13 protein-coding genes are annotated in these 18,667 nt (G+C 70.0%); 4 read left to right on the top strand and 9 right to left on the bottom strand.

Features of this window, described 5'->3' with window-relative positions; translation table 11 throughout:
- The first annotated feature begins 950 nt into the window (after positions 1-950).
- Positions 951-2,900: a Stk1 family PASTA domain-containing Ser/Thr kinase gene (gene pknB / locus NS220_RS04315; RefSeq protein WP_058622868.1), complete on the top strand. Its 1,950-nt coding sequence runs from the start codon at positions 951-953 to the stop codon at positions 2,898-2,900.
- Between the two features lie 168 nt (positions 2,901-3,068).
- Here the strand turns inward: pknB and NS220_RS04320 are convergent, their stop codons facing one another.
- The 3 genes from NS220_RS04320 to NS220_RS04330 are packed head-to-tail and all read right to left on the bottom strand — an operon-like array spanning position 3,069 to position 6,067.
- Positions 3,069-4,406, bottom strand: a complete 1,338-nt coding sequence (locus NS220_RS04320) for a class II 3-deoxy-7-phosphoheptulonate synthase (protein WP_058622869.1) — start codon at positions 4,404-4,406, stop codon at positions 3,069-3,071.
- A gap of 9 nt (positions 4,407-4,415) precedes the next feature.
- Positions 4,416-5,129: a lysophospholipid acyltransferase family protein gene (locus tag NS220_RS04325; RefSeq protein ID WP_058622870.1), complete on the bottom strand. Its 714-nt coding sequence runs from the start codon at positions 5,127-5,129 to the stop codon at positions 4,416-4,418.
- A gap of 2 nt (positions 5,130-5,131) precedes the next feature.
- Positions 5,132-6,067: an ROK family glucokinase gene (locus tag NS220_RS04330; protein ID WP_058622876.1), complete on the bottom strand. Its 936-nt coding sequence runs from the start codon at positions 6,065-6,067 to the stop codon at positions 5,132-5,134.
- Between the two features lie 155 nt (positions 6,068-6,222).
- Between NS220_RS04330 and NS220_RS04335 the strand changes: the two genes are divergently transcribed.
- Positions 6,223-8,049: an AMP-dependent synthetase/ligase gene (locus NS220_RS04335; RefSeq protein ID WP_058622871.1), complete on the top strand. Its 1,827-nt coding sequence runs from the start codon at positions 6,223-6,225 to the stop codon at positions 8,047-8,049.
- Positions 8,050-8,193: 144 nt separating this feature from the next.
- Here NS220_RS04335 and NS220_RS04340 read toward each other — a convergent pair whose 3' ends face one another.
- The 3 genes from NS220_RS04340 to NS220_RS04350 are packed head-to-tail and all read right to left on the bottom strand — an operon-like array spanning position 8,194 to position 14,862.
- Positions 8,194-8,685, bottom strand: a complete 492-nt coding sequence (locus NS220_RS04340) for a peptide deformylase (RefSeq protein WP_058622872.1) — start codon at positions 8,683-8,685, stop codon at positions 8,194-8,196.
- Positions 8,682-11,408: a MinD/ParA family ATP-binding protein gene (locus tag NS220_RS20535; protein ID WP_242864530.1), complete on the bottom strand. Its 2,727-nt coding sequence runs from the start codon at positions 11,406-11,408 to the stop codon at positions 8,682-8,684. Before NS220_RS20535 ends, NS220_RS04340 begins: the two co-directional genes overlap by 4 nt.
- Before the next feature lie 46 nt (positions 11,409-11,454).
- Positions 11,455-14,862, bottom strand: coding sequence for a pyruvate carboxylase (locus NS220_RS04350; protein WP_058622873.1), 3,408 nt, complete (start codon positions 14,860-14,862; stop codon positions 11,455-11,457).
- Positions 14,863-14,930: 68 nt separating this feature from the next.
- Here NS220_RS04350 and NS220_RS04355 point away from each other — a divergent pair, with 68 nt between their 5' ends.
- The gene (locus tag NS220_RS04355; protein ID WP_058622874.1) at positions 14,931-15,743 is read left to right on the top strand and encodes a ParA family protein; all 813 of its coding nucleotides are present in this window, start codon (positions 14,931-14,933) and stop codon (positions 15,741-15,743) included.
- A 303-nt stretch (positions 15,744-16,046) separates the two neighbouring features.
- On the opposite strand, the gene NS220_RS04360 is transcribed toward NS220_RS04355, so the two are convergent.
- The 3 genes from NS220_RS04360 to NS220_RS04370 form a co-directional block, all read right to left on the bottom strand.
- A complete protein-coding gene (locus NS220_RS04360) occupies positions 16,047-16,592 on the bottom strand; it encodes a MerR family transcriptional regulator (protein WP_013583216.1) in 546 nt (181 codons plus the stop codon).
- A 96-nt stretch (positions 16,593-16,688) separates the two neighbouring features.
- Positions 16,689-17,375, bottom strand: coding sequence for a transcriptional regulator FtsR (ftsR, locus tag NS220_RS04365; protein ID WP_058622875.1), 687 nt, complete (start codon positions 17,373-17,375; stop codon positions 16,689-16,691).
- Positions 17,375-17,893, bottom strand: a complete 519-nt coding sequence (locus NS220_RS04370) for an FHA domain-containing protein (protein WP_440589456.1) — start codon at positions 17,891-17,893, stop codon at positions 17,375-17,377. The genes ftsR and NS220_RS04370 overlap by 1 nt, the downstream gene beginning before the upstream one ends.
- Positions 17,894-18,314: 421 nt before the next feature.
- Between NS220_RS04370 and NS220_RS04375 the strand changes: the two genes are divergently transcribed.
- Positions 18,315-18,667, top strand: a 353-nt coding sequence (locus NS220_RS04375) for a copper resistance CopC family protein (protein ID WP_193755271.1), incomplete at its 3' end; no start/stop codon positions are given.

Consider the following 18,667-nt stretch of genomic DNA (forward strand, 5'->3'; position numbering starts at 1 on the left):
CGACCCCCACGCTCTAGACGCGTAAGGTCGTCGGCAGCGTCAGATGTGTATAAGCGACCGCTCCCGCACCCGCGTCCCTCGGACAGGTGCCGGTGATCCGCGCCTCCGCGGCCGTCCCGGCGACCCACACCGTCGAGCCCGGCGACACCGTGTGGGCCATCGCCCAGCGCTACGGTCTCGACGTCGGAGCCCTCCAGGCGGGGAACGGCCTGAACGGTGACAGCATCATCCGTCCGGGCCAGGTCCTCGCCCTCGGCAGCCCCTCCCCGGAACCGGTCGCCTCCGCCCCCGACGCTGCCCCCGTCACCTACGAAGTGAGCGCCGGCGACACCGTCTCCGCGATCGCGTCCGCCCACGGCACCTCGACCGATGCCGTGCTCTCCGCCAACGGCCTCACCCGCGACTCGATCATCTACCCCGGCGAAGTGCTGCGGATCCCCTCCGCGGCCGAACCCGGCCCGGCATCCGTCGATCCCGTCCTCGCCCCCGGGCTCGACGCCGAGCAGTCCGAGAACGCCCGCCTGATCATCCGCATCGGGCGCGAGCTCGGCGTGTCGGATCGCGGCATCCTGATCGCGCTCGGCACCGCGATGCAGGAATCCTGGCTGCGCAACCTCGACTGGGGCGACCGCGACTCCCTCGGACTCTTCCAGCAGCGCCCCAGCACGGGGTGGGGCACGCCCGACCAGATCCTCGACCGGGAGCGCTCGACGCGCGTGTTCTACGGCGGGCCGGCGGATCCCAACGGCTCCGACACGCGCGGACTGCTCGACATCCCGGGGTGGGAGAACCTCCCGTACGCCGACGCCGCGCAGGCCGTGCAGATCTCGGCCTACCCCGATCGGTACGCGCAGTGGGAGCAGCCGGCGACCACCTGGCTCGCCGTTCTCGGCTGAGGTAGGGGTGAGCCGTTCCCGGGGCTCCCAGGAGGCGCTCCGTAGACTCGGACCGTGAGCACGAGTCAGCAGGCCGACCCGCTGATCGGCCGTCTCGTCGACGGCCGGTACCGGGTGCGCGCGCGTATCGCGCGCGGCGGCATGGCGACCGTGTACGTCGCGACCGACCTGCGCTTGGAGCGCCGGGTCGCGCTGAAGGTGATGCACGGCCATCTCAGCGACGACACCGTGTTCCAGAGCCGGTTCATCCAAGAGGCCCGTTCGGCCGCGCGTCTGAGCGACCCGCACGTCGTGAACGTGTTCGACCAGGGCCAGGACGGCGAGATGGCCTACCTCGTCATGGAGTACCTGCCGGGCATCACGCTGCGCGAGCTGCTGCGCGAGCACAAGCGCCTGACGGTCGATCAGACCTTGACGATCATGGATGCCATCCTCTCGGGGCTCGCGGCCGCCCATCGCGCCGGCATCGTCCACCGTGACGTGAAACCCGAGAACGTGCTCCTCGCCGAGGACGGGCGCATCAAGATCGGCGACTTCGGCCTGGCCCGTGCGACGACCGCCAACACCGCCAGCGGCGCCCAGCTGATGGGCACCATCGCCTACCTCGCGCCCGAGCTCGTGACCCGCGGCACCGCGGACGCGCGCAGCGACATCTACTCCCTCGGCATCATGCTCTACGAGATGCTCGCGGGCGAGCAGCCCTACAAGGGCGAGCAGCCGATGCAGATCGCCTACCAGCACGCCACCGATTCCGTGCCACGCCCGAGCGCGAAGAACCCCTCGGTCCCTGAGCAGCTCGACGAACTGGTGCTGTGGTCGACCGAGCGCGAGCCCCAGGACCGCCCCCTCGACGCGGGCGTCATGCTGCAGCGGCTGCGCGAGGTCGAGAAGGAGCTCGGCCTCGCCCCGCAGGTCGCTCGCGCCGTCTCGGTAGGCACCGTGGGACCTGCGAGCCCCGCGGAGTCCCGCGAGCTGACGAAAGTCCTCCCGCAGACCGCCACGATCCCGGACGCCCCGACCGAGGACGCCGACAACGCGACACGGCTGCGCGCCAAGACGCGTCGGCGCACCGCGCGCGGCGTGTGGCTGCTGCTGCTCGTCCTGGTGCTCGCGGGTGGGTCCGCAGCGACCGGGTGGTGGTTCGGATCCGGACCCGGATCGCTCGTCGAGGTCCCCGACGTCGCGCAGCGGAGCTTCGCGGATGCCGAGAGCCTCCTGGCGCAGAACCAGTTGCGCGCGCAGTCGCAAGACGTGAACGACCGGGAGATCCCAGCGGGGACGACGGTGGGGTCCGACCCCACGGCGGGCTCTCGTCTCGACAAGGACACCGTGGTGACGGTTTTCGTGTCGGCCGGACCGGCCACCCACCAGATCCCGGAACTCAAGGGCAAGAGCCTCAACGAGGTCCGCGGCATCCTCGAGGCCGCGTTCGTGGGCGTGGGGGACGTCGCCCAGGAGTTCACCGACGCCGGCCCCGACACCGTGCTGGCGGCATCCATCACCCCCCGCTCCGGCGGCGACGCGATCGACTGCACGGGCGGCTGCACCGTCTACGAGGGCGACGCCGCGTCGCTGACGGCATCGCTCGGACCGGTGCCCGACGTCGCGGGGCTGAAGACGGCGGATGCCGAGAGCAAGCTGCAGGCCGTGAACCTGCGCACCACCACCAGCGAGGAGTACAGCAACTCCGTCGCCTCGGGCACCGTGATCGCGATCGGGGACCGCGACGGCGGCGGGAACTGGCGCCCCGGCGACACGGTGACGCTGCGCGTCTCGATCGGACCGAAGCCCGTCATGGTCCCCGAGAACATCGTGGGCATGACCATCCGTGATGCGGTCACGACGCTGGAGAACCTCGGCTTCGAGGTCAACGCCGGTATCGACGACGGAACGCTCCCCCTGGGGTTCAAGTACTGGGACATCTACAAGGTCCGCTCAAGCAACCCCAAAGCGGGCACGACGGCCCCCCAGGGCAGCACGATCACGCTGACGCCGACGCTGTAGGGCAGCGCCACGGGTCGGGGCGGGGCGTCGACGAGCTGAGCCGCCTCGGGGGCGCGTGCCGCGACCGCGAGCGCGCCGACGGTCCCTGAGCCTGTCGAGGGGACCGCCCCGAAAACCACGATGCCCCCGACCACAACGGATCGGGGGCATCGGACGGTCGGTCGCGACTCAGCGCTTCTCGAGCTCCTCGGCCACGAGGAACGCCAGCTCGAGGCTCTGCCGGTGGTTCAGGCGCGGGTCGCAGAGGCTCTCGTAGCGGGTCGCGAGGGTCGCCTCGTCGATCTGCTCCGAGCCGCCCAGGCACTCGGTGACGTCGTCGCCGGTGAGCTCCACGTGGATGCCGCCGGGGTGCGTGCCCACCGAACGGTGGGCCTCGAAGAACCCGCGCACCTCGTCGACGACATCGTCGAAGCGCCGCGTCTTGTAGCCCGTGGGAGTGGTGATGCCGTTGCCGTGCATCGGGTCGGTGACCCAGAGCGGCGTGGCACCGGAGTCGCGCACGGCCTCGAGCAGCGGCGGCAGGACATCGCGGATCTTGCCCGCGCCCATGCGCGTGATGAACGTCAGTCGGCCGGGCTCGCGCTCGGGGTCGAGCTTGTCGATGAGCGCGAGAGCCGTCTCGGGCGTCGTCGTGGGACCGAGCTTGACGCCGATGGGGTTGCGGATCTTCGAGAAGTAGTCGACGTGCGCGCCGTCGAGCTCGCGCGTGCGCTCACCGATCCACTGGAAGTGCGACGAGGTGTTGTACGGCAGACCCGTTCGCGAGTCGATGCGGGTCATGGGGCGCTCGTAGTCCATGAGCAGACCCTCGTGACCGGTGTAGAACTCCACGCGCGTGAGCTCGTCGAAGTCGGCGCCCGCGGCCTCCATGAACTTGATCGCGCGGTCGATCTCGGTCGCCATGCTCTCGTAGGCCTGGTTCGCGGGGGTCGAGGCGAAGCCCTTGTTCCAGCTGTGCACCTCGCGCAGGTCGGCGAAGCCGCCCTGTGTGAAGGCCCGGATGAGGTTCAGCGTCGACGCGGCCGTGTGGTAGCCCTTGAGCAGACGAGCGGGGTCGGCCTTGCGGGACTCCTCGGTGAAGTCGTACCCGTTGACGATGTCTCCCCGGTAGGCGGGAAGCGTCACTCCCCCGCGGGTCTCGACGTCGCTCGAGCGCGGCTTGGCGAACTGGCCCGCCATCCGGCCCATCTTCACCACCGGCATCGACGCCCCATAGGTGAGGACGACGGCCATCTGGAGCACCGTCTTGATGCGGTTGCGGATCTGCTCGGCGGTCGCGCCGGCGAACGTCTCGGCGCAGTCACCGCCCTGCAGGAGGAACGCCTGACCGGCGGCGGCGCGAGCGAGACGATCGCGCAGGATGTCGACCTCGCCGGCGAACACCAGCGGCGGGAGGGTCGCCAACTCTGCGGATGCCGCGGCCACCGCGCCCTCGTCATACCACTGCGGCTGCTGCTTGATGGGCAGGGAACGCCAGTGGTCGAGGTCGTGGAGCTGCTGATTCACCCCTGAAGTCTAGTGGCGCGACGACGGCGCTTTCGCCGCCTGCGCGGTGGCCAGACGGTCCTTCACGGTCGAGGCGTAGACGTCCTCGTAGCGCTGCTCGCCGAGGCGCTGCAGCGCGACCATGATCTCGTCGGTGACCGAGCGCAGGATGTACCGGTCTCCTTCCATTCCCTCGAAGCGGGAGAAGTCGAGCGGCTCCCCCACGACGATGCCCACCCGTCCCACGCGCGGCAGCCGCCGGCCGATCGGCATGACCGCGCCGGTGTCGACCATGACGACGGGGATCACGGGTACCCGCGCCTCGATCGCCATGCGCGCAATGCCTGTGCGGCCGCGGTACAGCGTGCCGTCGGGGCTGCGCGTGCCCTCCGGGTAGATGCCCAGCAGCTCTCCGCGACCGAGCACTCCGAGCCCCGTGTTGAGCGACGCCTCGGAGGCCTTGCCCCCGGATCGGTCGATGGGCAACTGGCCGGTGGCGGTGAAGAACAGGCGCGTGGCCCAGCCTTTCAGCCCCTTGCCGGTGAAGTAGTCGCTCTTGGCCAGGAACGCCATGCGGCGATCGATCATGAGCGGCAGGAAGATCGAGTCGGAGAACGACAGATGGTTGCTCGCGAGGATGGCGGCGCCCTCGCGCGGGATGTTGCGTCGACCCACGAGCCACGGACGGAACACAGCCTTGATGACCGGGCCGATCACGACGTACTTCATGAGCCAGTAGAACATCGTCAGCGCTCCTTGCCCGCCAGATCCGCCACGCCGATGAGACCGGCGTCGTTGCCCAGTCGCGCGATCGTGAAGTCGGCCACCGGACGTTCACCGTACCCCGGGAGCGAGGTCTCGTACGCGAGCTTCACGGGGACCAGCAGATCCTCGCCCAGCTGGGCCACACCGCCGCCGATCACGAAGAGTTCGGGGTCGAGCACGGCCTGGAAGCCCCCGCACGCCTCGCCGAGCGCCGTGGCCACGCGGCGGAGCGCCTCCACCGCACCCGGATCGCCGGCGAGCACGAGGCGCGAGACGGCGGGTCCGGGGATGGCGCCCTTCTCGTCCCGCACGGCGGCGAGGGCGGTGCCGATGCCGCCCTCGTCGGCGATGGCGTTGGCTTCACGCTGAAGGGCGCGCCCGGACGCATACTGCTCGAGGCATCCGTTCTGTCCGCACCCGCACGGGAGGCCGCCACGTACGAAGCGCATGTGGCCGAGTTCGGCACCGATGCCGTGGCCGCCGCGGAAGAGCTCGCCGTCGGTGACAGCCGCTCCCCCCACGCCCGTGCCCATGGTCAGCATCACCATGTCGCGCACGCCCCGTCCCGCGCCGAAGCGATACTCGCCCCAGCCGGCCGCGTTGGCGTCGTTCTCGATCGTGACGGGCGCGTGCAGTCGATCTTCGAGGCGCGCACGAAGAGGCTCGTTGCGCCAGTCGATGTTCGGGGCGTAGATGACGGTGCTGCGGTCTGAGCTGATGAACCCCGCCGCCGCAACGCCGATCGCATGGATCTCGTGGGTCCGGCGCAGGTGATCGGTCATGTCGACGACGGCATCCACGAGGGCCGCCGGATCGATCGGGGTGTCCACGCGGAGCTTCTCGACGATGGTGCCGTCTTCGGCGACGACGCCCCCCGCGATCTTCGTGCCTCCGATGTCGATGCCGACGTTCTGCACCGTGCTCCCCTCCGGCACGCCACCCGGCGCGGCCCGGAGCAGTCTAGCCACCCTCCGCGACCCGTGCGGGACGGGGCGGCGGCCACGGGCGCACGCCGTGGTCCGGATAGACTCGAGGGACCGATCGACATTTTTCCGGTACCGAAGGAGTTGCCGTGATCCAGTTCGACCTTCCCCCCGTCGTCGAAGCCGACCCGGACGCCAACACGTCCGATCTGTTGGCCGACCGTGTCCGGGCGACCCCCGACCGACCGCTCTTCGCCGTGCCCGATGCCGACGGATGGCGCGACATCACGGCCGCGGAATTCGAGCAGCAGGTGATCGCCCTCGCGAAGGGCTTCGTCGCGGCGGGCATCCAGCCCGGCGAGAAGGTCGCCTTCATCGCGCGCACCACGTACGACTGGACGCTCGTCGACTTCGCGCTGTTCTATGCCGGGGCGATCATGGTCCCCGTCTACGAGACCAGCTCGCCGTCGCAGATCTCGTGGATCCTCTCGGACTCCGGTTCCATCGCGGTGGTGCTCGAATCGCCCGAGCACGCCGAGCGTCTCGACGAGGTCCGCAGCGACCTCCCTCTCGTGCGCGAGGTGTGGTCGATGCACTCGGGAGCGCTCGACGCGCTCGTCGCGAACGGCACCCACATCACCGACGAAGAGATCGAGCGTCGCCGCCGTCTGGCGAAGGCGTCGGACGTGGCCACCCTCATCTACACCTCGGGATCGACCGGCCGTCCCAAGGGCTGCGTGCTCGTGCACAGCAACTTCGTCGAACTGGCACGCAACTCGGCCAAGGCGCTGCACGAGGTCGTCGAGACACCCGGTGCCTCGACCCTGCTGTTCATCACGACCGCGCACGTGTTCGCGCGCTTCATCTCGCTGCTGAACGTGCACGCGGGGGTCAAGACCGGGCATCAGCCCGACACCAAGCAGTTGCTTCCCGCGCTCGGGTCGTTCAAGCCGACGTTCCTGCTCGCCGTGCCGCGGGTCTTCGAGAAGGTCTACAACTCCGCGGAGCAGAAGGCCGAGGCCGGCGGCAAGGGCAAGATCTTCCGCGCTGCCGCCGACGCGGCGATCGAGCACTCGCAGCGCCTCCAGGACGGCAAGCCGATCCCCCTGCTGCTGAAGATCAAGTTCGCTCTCTTCGACAAGCTCGTCTATTCGAAGCTTCGGGATGCCATGGGCGGACGCGTCGTGTACGCCGTCTCGGGGTCCGCTCCCCTGGGTCCACGGCTCGGGCACTTCTTCCGGAGCCTCGGGGTCGTGATCCTCGAGGGGTACGGGCTCACCGAGACGACGGCGCCGGCCACGGTGAACCTCGCCACGAAGTCCAAGATCGGCACGGTCGGGCCCGTCCTTCCCGGTGTCGGAATCCGTCTCGCCGACGACGGCGAGATCCAGGTGCGCGGAGTGAACGTGTTCCGCGAGTACTGGCAGAACCCCGAGGCCACCGCCGAGGCGTTCGACGGCGAGTGGTTCAAGACGGGTGACATCGGCGCGTTCGACAGCGACGGATTCCTCGCGATCACCGGCCGCAAGAAAGAGATCATCGTCACGGCGGGCGGCAAGAACGTCGCCCCCGCTGCCCTCGAGGACCCCATCCGCGCGAACCCCATCGTCGGTCAGGTCGTCGTGGTCGGCGACCACAAGCCCTTCATCTCGGCCCTCGTGACGCTCGACCCCGAAATGCTCCCGACGTGGCTCGCCAACAACGGCCTGCCCGCGGACATGTCGCTGGCGGACGCCGCGACGAACGAGAAGGTGCGCGCCGAGGTGCAGGGCGCGATCGACCTGGCCAACACGCGGGTGTCGCGCGCGGAATCGATCCGGAAGTTCACAATCCTGCCGACGGAGTGGACCGAGGCCAGCGGCCACCTGACGCCGAAGATGAGTATCAAACGCAACGTCATCGTGAAGGACTACGCGGACGCGATCGAGGACATCTACGCCGTACCGATCAACACCACGAACGTCTCGCTTCCCTGAGGCGACGACGAACGGCCCGGTCCCCGCGTGGGGCCGGGCCGTTTCGCTGCGCTGAGAACGGGGGATGCCATGGGAACAGCGGAGTCCGCGACGAGAAGGCCAGTCCTCACGCCGTTCCCTGTTCTCGTGACAGGGTCGAGCCGATCAGAACCAGTCGCTCTCGCGGATCTGCCGCATGGCCTCGCGGCGCGTCTCGGCAGGAAGGCGCGACAGGTAGAGCATGCCGTCGAGGTGGTCGGTCTCGTGCTGCAGGGCTTGAGCCAGCAGTCCCTCCCCCTCGAGCACGACCTCGTTCCCGTCGAGGTCGACACCGACGACCTTCGCCCAGGGATAGCGCGTCGCCTCGTGCCACAGTCCCGGGACGGAGAGGCATCCCTCCCCCACGAGCTGCGGCTCGCCGCGGGTCTCGACCAGCACCGGGTTCAGCACGTAGCCGATGTCCCCGTCGATGTTGTAGCTGAAGGCTCGCAGGCCCACGCCGATCTGCGGAGCCGCGACGCCCGCGCGCCCGGGAGGCTCGACGGTGTCGAGGAGGTCGCGGACGAGAGCGTGGATCCCGTCGTCGATCGTCTCGATCGGCGCGCTGGGCGCGCGCAGCACGGGGTCGCCGAACAGGCGGATGGGCCGAACGGTCATGCCGCCGCCACCGGAGCGCGCAGGCCCTCGACGACCGCCGCCGCCAGCTCACGCGCGGCGAGGCGGGTCTCGGGCTGGAGGTCGCGGAACGAGATGGCGCTTCCCGCGGCGATGCGGGGGTCGTACGGCATCCGTATCACCGTCTGCACGCGCGTGCGGAAGTGCGTCTCCAGCTCACTCTCGCGCACGAGCGGGGTGCCGGGTCGCGCGGAATTGATCACGACGACGGCGGAGCGGACACGGTCGGCGTACCCGTTGGTCTCGAGCCACGTGAGCGTTTCGGAGGCGAGTCGCGCCTCGTCGACCGAGAGGCCCGCCACCACGACGAGGGAGTCGGCGCGCTCGAGCGTCGCCTCCATCACCGAGTGCACGATGCCCGTCCCGGTGTCCGTCAGCACGATGGAGTAGTAGTGCGCGGCGACATCGGCCACCTGTCGGTAGTCGTCGTCACTGAAGGCCTCGGACACCCGGGGGTCGGAATCGGATGCCAAGACATCCAGGCGCGTGGCGTCGCGGGCCACGATCGACGACACGTCGTGGTAACCGTCGACCTCGTCGTGCGCGCGCACGAGGTCACGGACGGTGCGTCCGTTGGGGCGCCCCACCCGGTCCGCGAGCGTGCCGCGGTCCGGGTTGGCGTCGACGGCGATGATCCGGTCGTCACGGGCGTCGGCGAGGGCCATGCCGAGGAGGGACGTGACGGTGGTCTTGCCGACCCCACCCTTGCGGGAGAGGACCGGCACGAAGCGCGCGCCTCCCGCGAGAGGAGTGGCGATGCGACGATCGAGCTCCTTGCGCTGGCGCGCGCGTCGACCGTCGCCGAGGTTGATCCGGTGGCCCGACATCGAATAGACGAGCTGCTGCCACAGACCCTCGGGCTCGGGCCGCGCGACCTGCCGCGGATCGAGAAGGCGATCGGCGGTGAGGAGATCGGGGCTCTCGCGGGCGTCGTCGATCGCGCTCGAGCGCTTGGACGTGAGGGTGAGGTCGGGACCGGGGGTCCGGACCCGCTCGGCGGCGTGGGCGCGTCCCACGCGTGCCGCCTCGTCGGCCTGGTGCACCTCTCGGCGCGTGAGCGGGACGGTGCCGATCGCGCCGGTCGCGGCACGTTCGGCACGGGTGCGCGGCGTCGAGCCCGTGGTCGTCGGGACCGTGCCGGTGCTCGTCGGGACGGAGCCGGTGCTCGTAGGGACGGCGCCGGTGCTCGTCGGGACCGTGCCTGTGGGAACGGGGCCGGTGTGCGCGGACGTCTTGTCGGGCGCGGCCTCGTCCTCCGCGAGCTCACCATGGACGGCCTGCGTCTGGACGGCCCCCGTCTCGACGGAGTCCCCCTCGGCCTGCCGGGGGGCGCTCACCGCAGTGGTGTCGTGGACCGCTTCCGACTCGTCGCCGTTCGGCTCGGGCTCGCGCGGTTCGGCGTCGCTCATGTCGGCTTCGTCCTGTTCCCGTTCGTCCTGTTCCCGGTCGTCGGTCTCGAGCTCATCAGTCTCGCGCTCATCGGCCTCGTCGACGATCTCCGTGGCGGCCGGAAGCTCCGGGCTCTCCGGCGCGGCGTCCCCCGGGACCCCGGCCTCCGGCGCCACCGACTCCCGTTCGACGGGCTGCTGTGCGACGAGCTGCTCCCCCGTGAGATCGTCGTCGTCGGACTGCTGCTCCGCGGGCTCCGCCGCGGGCTGCTGCTCCGCGAACTCGCTCGACGCGGACTCGCGCGGCGCGAACTCCTCGTCGTCGGGCTCGCCGTCCGCGTGCCCGGCGTCCGCGGACTCGCCGTCCGCACGCTCGACGTCCGCGGGCTCGACGTCCACACGCTCGGTCTCCGTAGGCTCGACGTCCGCGGTCTCGTCACCGGCGAACCGGTCATCCACGGACTCGTCATCCTCGGTCTCGTCGCCCTCGGTCTCGTCGCCCTCGGTCTCGTCGCCCTCGGTCTCGTCGCCCTCGGACTCCTCGCCCGCAGGCTCGATGTCCGCGGGCTCGTCGACCTGCTCGTCATTCGGGTCCTCCGGCTCGAACACGTCGGTCGACAGCACGAACTGCGGGACGGGCTCCGGGTCGAATCCATCGGTGGACAGGATGATCTGGGGCTCGAGGCGGTCCTCGCCGAAGCCTGCGACGACGAGCTCTTCGCGCGACAGCTCCTCGCGCGTCGACGCCTCAGCGGCATCCTCCCGCTCGTGCACGTCAGCGACCTCTTGCACGTCGGCGACCTCGTGCACGTCGGCGATCTCGTGCTCGGGCTCGAACGCCGACTCGGACTCCGACTCCGACTCCGACTCCGACTCGTCGACGATCTCTGCGTCGTGCACGTCGAGTTCCTCGTGTGGCTCCTCGTCGGACGCGGCATCCGCGTCGTCGTGGGGCTCGAGGATGATGTCTCCGGTCGGCAGGTGCTCGACGTGGACGTCGTCGTGCACCGTCGGGCGCGGCTCCGTCTGCGGCTCGGGCACGTAGGTGAGGGCGGGCGCGCCGGTACTCCCGTCGAGGGTGAACGGCTGGCCGATGGTCTCGAACGAGCGGATCTCCGCCTCATCCACCGGCACCTCGTCTTCGACCACATCGTCGTCGATGTCGTCGTCGTGCGAGGCCGCCGGCAGGTCGACACTGACCTGCGCGATGTGCCCGCCGAGGATGGTGATGCTGGCTGTGTCGAGATTCCCGCTCTCGTCGAGCACGCCGTGCTCGGCGTTCTCGTCGGGGTTCGCGTCGGTGCGGTCGGGGGTCACTGCAGTCTCCAAACGGGAAGAGGGCGCGAAAGCGCCCCCTCCCAGGTTACTGCGCGGGGCGGATCACCAGCAAAAGGTCTCCCGCCTCGACCTGCTGTGTGGTACCGATCGCGACGCGCTCCACGACCCCGTCGATCTGCGATGCAATGGCCGCCTCCATCTTCATCGCCTCGATGGATGCCACCGCCTGGCCGGCCGCGACCCGGTCGCCCGGAGCGACCTTGAGAGTCACGACCCCCGAGAAGGGGGCGGCGACCTGCCCGGGCTTCGAGGTGTCCGCCTTCTCCGCCTGCCGTGCCTCGACGTCGATCGAGCGGTCGCGGACGAACACCGGGCGCAGTTGACCGTTGAGCGTCGTCATGACCGTCCGCATGCCCTTGTCGTCGGCCTCTCCGACGGCCTCGAGCCCCACGAAGAGCTGCACACCGCGTTCGATCTCGACCGTGTGCTCCCCACCCGCCCGGAGCCCGTACAGGTAGTCGGCCGTGTCGAGCACGCTGAGGTCGCCGTACGCCTCCCGCGTCTCCTCGAAGGTGCGGGTCGGTCCCGGGAACAGCAGGCGGTTCAGTCGCGCCCGACGCTCGACGGACTCCCCCGCCAGCGCCGTCGCGTCGTCGTCGCTGAGCGGCGTCACACCGGTCTTCGCATCGCGTCCGGCCAAGACCTTCGAGCGGAACGGCTCGGGCCAGCCCCCGGGCAGATCGCCCAGCTCCCCCGCCATGAACGACACGACCGAGTCGGGCACGTCGTACTTCTCCGGGTTCTGCTCGAAGTCGGCCGGGTCGGCCTTCACCGCCGCAAGATGCAGAGCGAGGTCGCCGACGACCTTCGACGACGGCGTCACCTTCGGCACGCGTCCGAGGATGCGGTTCGCCGCGGCGTACATGTCCTCGATCAGCTCGAAATCGTCGGCGAGGCCCAGAGCGATGGCCTGCTGCCGCAGGTTCGACAGCTGACCGCCCGGGATCTCGTGACGGTAGACACGACCGGTCGGGCCCGCGAGCCCCGATTCGAACGGTCGATACAGATGACGAACGGCCTCCCAGTAGGGCTCGAGGTCGCTCACGGCGGACAGGTCGAGGCCGGTGTCGCGCTCGGTGTGCGCGAGGGCGGCGACGAGGGCCGACAGCGACGGCTGGCTCGTGGTGCCCGCCATGGGCGCGGCGGCCGCGTCCACGGCATCCGCCCCCGCCGCCGAGGCGGCCAGGAGCGTCGCCAACTGCCCGCCCGCGGTGTCGTGCGTGTGCACGTGCACAGGCAGATCGAAGCGCTCGCGCAGCGCCGAGACGAGCCTGGCCGCGGCGGCCGGGCGCAGCAGGCCCGCCATGTCCTTGATCGCGAGCACGTGCGCCCCCGCATCGACGATCTGCTCGGCGAGGCCGAGGTAGTAGTCGAGCGTGTAGAGGTTCTCCGCCGGATCGAGCAGGTCGCCGGTGTAGCAGACGGCGACCTCCGCGACCGCGGTGCCCGTGCTCAGCACGGCGTCGATCGCGGGCCTCATCTGCGCGACGTCGTTCAGGGCGTCGAAGATGCGGAAGATGTCGACCCCGGATGCCGCGGCCTCGGCGACGAAGGCATCCGTCACCTGCGTCGGGTAGGGGGTGTACCCCACCGTGTTGCGTCCGCGCAGGAGCATCTGGATCGCGACGTTGGGCAGCGCTTCGCGCAGAGCGTCGAGTCGTTCCCACGGGTCCTCCCCGAGGAAGCGGAGGGCGACGTCGTAGGTCGCCCCGCCCCACGCCTCGACGGACAGCAGGTCCGGGGTCATGCGGGCGACGTACGGGGCGACACGAACGAGGTCGCGTGTGCGCACGCGCGTCGCGAGCAGCGACTGGTGGGCGTCGCGGAAGGTGGTCTCGGTGACCGCGAGGGCGGTCTGCTCGCGCAGGGCCTTCGCGAAGCCGGCGGGACCGAGCTCCTGCAGACGCTGGCGCGATCCGGCGGGGGCCGGGGCCACGAGATCGAGCGGGGGGAGCTTGGCACCCGGGTCGACGGAGAGCGGGTTCTCGCCGTTCGGGCGGTTCACCGTGGTGTCGACGAGCCACGAGAGGATCTTCGTGCCGCGGTCCTTCGACTCGCGACCCTTCAGCAGTTCGGGCCGCTCGTCGATGAACGAGGTGCTCAGGTCGCCCGCGACGAACGCGGGGTCGTCGAGCACCGCCTGCAGGAACGGGATGTTCGTCGAGACGCCGCGAATTCGGAACTCGGCCAGCGCGCGGCGCGCGCGGGCGACCGCCGCGGGGAAGTCGCGACCGCGACACGACAGCTTCGACAGCATCGAGTCGAAGTGCGGGCTGACTTGCGATCCGGCCGCCGTGGTTCCGCCGTCGAGGCGGATGCCGGCCCCACCGGGCGAGCGATACGTGGTGATCTTGCCGGTGTCGGGGCGGAAGCCCTGCGTGGGGTCCTCGGTCGTGATGCGGCACTGCAGAGCGGCGCCGCGGAGGTGGATGTCGTCCTGGTGCAGGTGCAGGTCGGCGAGGGTCTGTCCCGCGGCGATGCGCATCTGCGACTGGACGAGGTCGACGTCGGTGACCTCCTCGGTCACGGTGTGCTCGACCTGGATACGCGGGTTCATCTCGATGAAGACGACCTCGCCCGTCCGAGGACCGGCCGTTTCGAGGAGGAACTCGACCGTTCCCGCGTTCTGATAGCCGATCGACCGTGCGAAAGCGACCGCGTATCGGTGGAGGTCGGCACGGACCGCGTCGTCGAGGTTCGGCGCGGGAGCGATCTCGATGACCTTCTGGTGCCGACGCTGGACCGAGCAGTCGCGTTCGAACAGGTGGATCGTCTCGCCCGTGGCATCCGCGAGGATCTGCACCTCGACGTGGCGCGGGCGCTGCACGGCCTGCTCGAGGAACATGCGGGGGTCGCCGAAGGCGCTCTGCGCCTCGCGCATGGCCTCGGCGAGGGCCGGGGCGAGCTCGCCGAGGCTCTCGACGCGGCGCATGCCGCGTCCTCCGCCGCCGGCCACGGCCTTGGCGAAGAGCGGAAACCCGATCTCCTCGGCCTGAGCGAGCAGCGCATCGATGTCGTCTGAGGCGGGAGTCGACCGCAGGACCGGGACCCCCGCGGCGATCGCGTGTTCCTTGGCGGTGACCTTGTTGCCCGCCATCGACAGCACCTCGGCGGGCGGACCGATGAAGGTGATGCCGTTCGCTGTGGCCTTCTCGGCGAGTTCCGGATTCTCCGACAGGAAGCCGTAGCCCGGGTAGATGGCATCCGCCCCGCACTCGCGGGCGACGCGGATGATCTCGTCGACGTCGAGGTACGCGCGCACGGGATGCCCGCGCTCGCCGATCTGGTACGCCTCGTCGGCTTTGAGCCGGTGCAGCGACGCACGATCTTCGTACGGATAGACGGCGACGGTGCGCGCACCGACCTCGTAGGCGGCGCGGAACGCCCGGATGGCGATCTCTCCGCGATTGGCGACCAGGATCTTCGAGAACATGCGCACCTCACGTCAAGCTGGCGGAGCTGAATGTGCTCACAGCCTAGGGGACGGTAACGTAGACCCTCGTGCACGTACTCTCCGTCAGCTCTTTGAAAGGCGGGGTCGGCAAGACGACCGTGACGCTCGGGCTGGCCTCCGCCGCCTTCGCTCGTGGCGTTCGCACTCTTGTCGTCGACCTCGACCCGCAGTCCGACGTCTCGACCGGCATGGATATCTCCGTCGCCGGCCGACTCAACATCGCCGACGTCCTGGCGAACCCGAAAGAGAAGGTCGTCCGACAGGCGATCACCTCCAGCGGGTGGGCCAAGGTCCACCCCGGCACGATCGACGTGCTCATCGGCAGCCCGTCGGCCATCAACTTCGACGGTCCGCACCCCAGCGTTCGCGACGTGTGGAAGCTCGAAGAAGCCCTCGCCACGATCGAGAGCGAGTACGACCTCGTGCTCATCGACTGCGCCCCCTCGCTCAACGCCCTCACGCGCACCGCGTGGGCGGCGAGCGACCGGGTCATCGTCGTCACCGAGCCGGGCCTGTTCTCCGTCGCGGCCGCCGACCGTGCGCTCCGCGCGATCGAGGAGATCCGCCGCGGCCTGTCGCCGCGTCTTCAGCCGCTGGGCGTCGTGGTCAATCGCGTGCGTCCGCAGTCGATCGAGCACCAGTTCCGCATCAAGGAGCTGCGCGACATGTTCGGTCCGCTCGTGCTGAACCCGCAGCTGCCCGAACGCACGTCGCTCCAGCAGGCCCAGGGCGCGGCCAAGCCGCTGCACGTCTGGCCGGGCGACTCGGCGCAGGAGCTCGCCGCCGACTTCGACGCCCTGCTCGACCGGATCGTCCGCACCGGCCGGATCCCGGTCGACAGCGACGCCCCGCAGGCCTGAGTCCCCTCTCGGGCACCGTCCGCAGCGGAAGCCCTGCCCCGGGGCGGCCCGACCTCACGCCATAGCGGGGCACGGCGCCCGTGCCGACACACGGGCCCAGCATCTCGAACCGGAGAGCCGATCACACGAGCCTCGCAGGACGGCACCCGTACGGACGCACCGGGCCCGGCATCTCGAACCGGAGAGCCCGTCACACGACCCCCGCAGGACGCACAGCGCACGGGCCCCGGAACAGGTCGGAGAAGCCGGCTGAACGAAAGAACCCCGGATGCCGAGGCACCCGGGGTTCGAGAAATCGTGGGGTCAGGCCGTCCGCGCGGCGCGACGCGCAGCGAGCTCGTCGACCGTGTCGGCTGACGCGGCTTCGAAGTCGACGAGCGTCGACTCGACCTCGCGCAGGACCTTGCCGACCGCGATGCCGAAGACGCCCTGACCGCGGCTCACGAGGTCGATGACCTCGTCGTTCGACGTGCAGAGATAGACCGAGGCGCCGTCGCTCATGAGCGTCGTGCCCGCCAGGTCACGGATGCCCGCGGCCCGCAGCTGGTCGACGGCGGTGCGGATCTGCTGCAGCGAGATGCCGGTGTCGAGCAGCCGCTTCACGAGCTTCAGCACCAGGATGTCGCGGAAGCCGTAGAGGCGCTGCGATCCCGAACCGCTCGCACCGCGCACGGTGGGGACGACGAGCTCGGTGCGGGCCCAGTAGTCGAGCTGCCGGTAGGTGATGCCGGCGGCGCGGGCGGCCACCGCTCCGCGGTAACCGGTGTCGTCGTCCATCTCGGGCAGACCGTCGGTGAAGAGGAGTTCGGTGGCGAACCGGGGTTCACCGACTGTGTCGCCAGCGGTCATGCTCGCGTCCCTCCTCATCGGCTCGATATCCCCACGCTAGATCAGCCATGCGCCCGCGGCAATGACATCCGGTCCGAGCGTTTCGGCGTGTCGCGCTCAGGACAGCATCCGGTCGATCGCGTCGCGCACGAAGAGGCTGCGCACCTCGTCCAGACGCGCGGCCAGCTCGGGGGCGAGTTCGCTCGCGCGGGCACGGGATGCCGCGTCGGGACGCCGCAGGAGCGCGGAGAGCGCCGACTCGACGAGCGCCGCCTCGCGTTCCGCGCTCTGCCGGAGCGACCGCACGTGGCGCGGTTCGATGCCGTGGCGATCGAGGGCCACGAGCGTGCGCAGGAGAGAGACCGTCTGCTCCGGGTACGTCTCTGCCGGCGTGATGACCCCGGTGCTGATGGCGTCGTTGAGCAGCTGCGAACCGGCACCCGTCGTGGCCAGGAGTTCGTCACGGCGGTACCGCCGCGGGGTCGCCGTCATCGACGGCATCGACGTCGGCGGTGCCGGGTTCCGCCCGGCGTCGACGTCGGCGAGGTAGTCGCGGATCACCGCCAGCGGCAGGTAGTGGTCGCGCTGGAGGGTCAGGGCCATCCGCAGCCGCTCGAGGTCGGCCGCAGAGAACTTGCGGTACCCGGACTCTGTCCGCGTCGGCGACACGATGCCCTGCACCTCGAGGAACCGGAGCTTACTCGAGGTGAGGGCGGGGAAATCCGGCGTCAGGCGCGCCAGCACCTGGCCGATGCTCAACAGCCCCGAGGCCGCTGGACGACCGCGAGCGGGGGCTGCCCCCATCAGTGCTCTGCCGGCGGCAGATCGACGGGCGAGACGAAGAAGTTGAGGCGGAACTTGCCGATGCGCACCTCGGCCCCGTTGGCGAGGACCGAGCGGTCGACGCGCTCGCCATTGACGTAGCTGCCGTTCAGCGAGCGCTGATCGACGATCTCGAACGACGTGCCCGACCGCGTGATCTCGGCGTGCCGGCGCGATACCGTCACGTCGTCGAAGAAGATGTCGGCTTCGGGGTGGCGACCGACCGTGGTGACGTCGGTGTCGAGCAGGTAGCGCGCGCCCGTCGTGGGACCGGAGCGGACGATGAGCAGCGCGACCTGCGACGGCAGAGCGTCGATCGCCTCGAGCTCGGCCTCGTTGAGGTCGGCACCGAAGGGGACGAAGGACAGATCGGCGTCGTGGCCGAACGTCTGCGTCGTGTCGTGCGACCGCTCCGACGCCGGAACGTCGGCTGCGCGATGGATGTCGTCGCGCTCGAATCTGCGTGTCTCGTCCACGGGCTTCTCCTTGTTCTTCACCATCACCGACCGGTCCGACGTGAACGGTCGAACCGACCTCGCGCGGTCGTGGTGGGGCTTCGTCTGTGCTGTTGTCTCGACACCGAGCATCGCTGTTCGGGTAACGCCGATCGCCCGACGGGACACTCGAACCTACCGATCACACGTCCGCCGTGTCGAGTCCGTCACCGTGCACGGTCACGCCCGCCGCGGAACGGCGGGGCGAAGACAGCGCACGAAAAGTCGAACACCATCGATTCTTTCACCTCCCCGAGGTTCCGTCTTCCCCCGGCCCGGCGTTCTGCCACGTCTTCATAGCGGGGTCTCATGGTGCGCCTTCACCGGCCGCCCGCCCTCACCGCTCGATCGGGGCTCTTGTTCTCGATCGGGCTTTCCTCCCGAAGCCGGCCAGCCGCGATTCAGAGACGTTCAATAGGGTCGAGGGGTGACTTCCTCCGCCCCCCGCCGTTCCGTGTCCGCCCTTCTCGCGAGTCTGCTGCTCGCGGTCGCCGCCCTCTTCGTCCTGCCGACGGCCCCCGCCTTCGCGCACGACGAGCTGGTGTCGACCGATCCACACGCCGACGCCGTCCTCGACGCCCTGCCGAACCAGATCACGTTCACCTACAGCGCCGACATCCTCGCCGAGGAGGGCACGGCGGTCGTCGAGGTCACCGCTGCCGACGGAACCTCCCTCGCCGAGGGATCGCCGGTCGTCGCGGGCACCGACGTCACGCAGACGCTGGCGGGGGCGGCATCCGGTCCCGTCACGGTGAAGTGGCGCGTCGTCTCGAGCGACGG

The sequence above is a fragment of the Microbacterium testaceum genome, from assembly GCF_001476655.1.
Lineage (GTDB): Bacteria > Actinomycetota > Actinomycetes > Actinomycetales > Microbacteriaceae > Microbacterium > Microbacterium testaceum_C.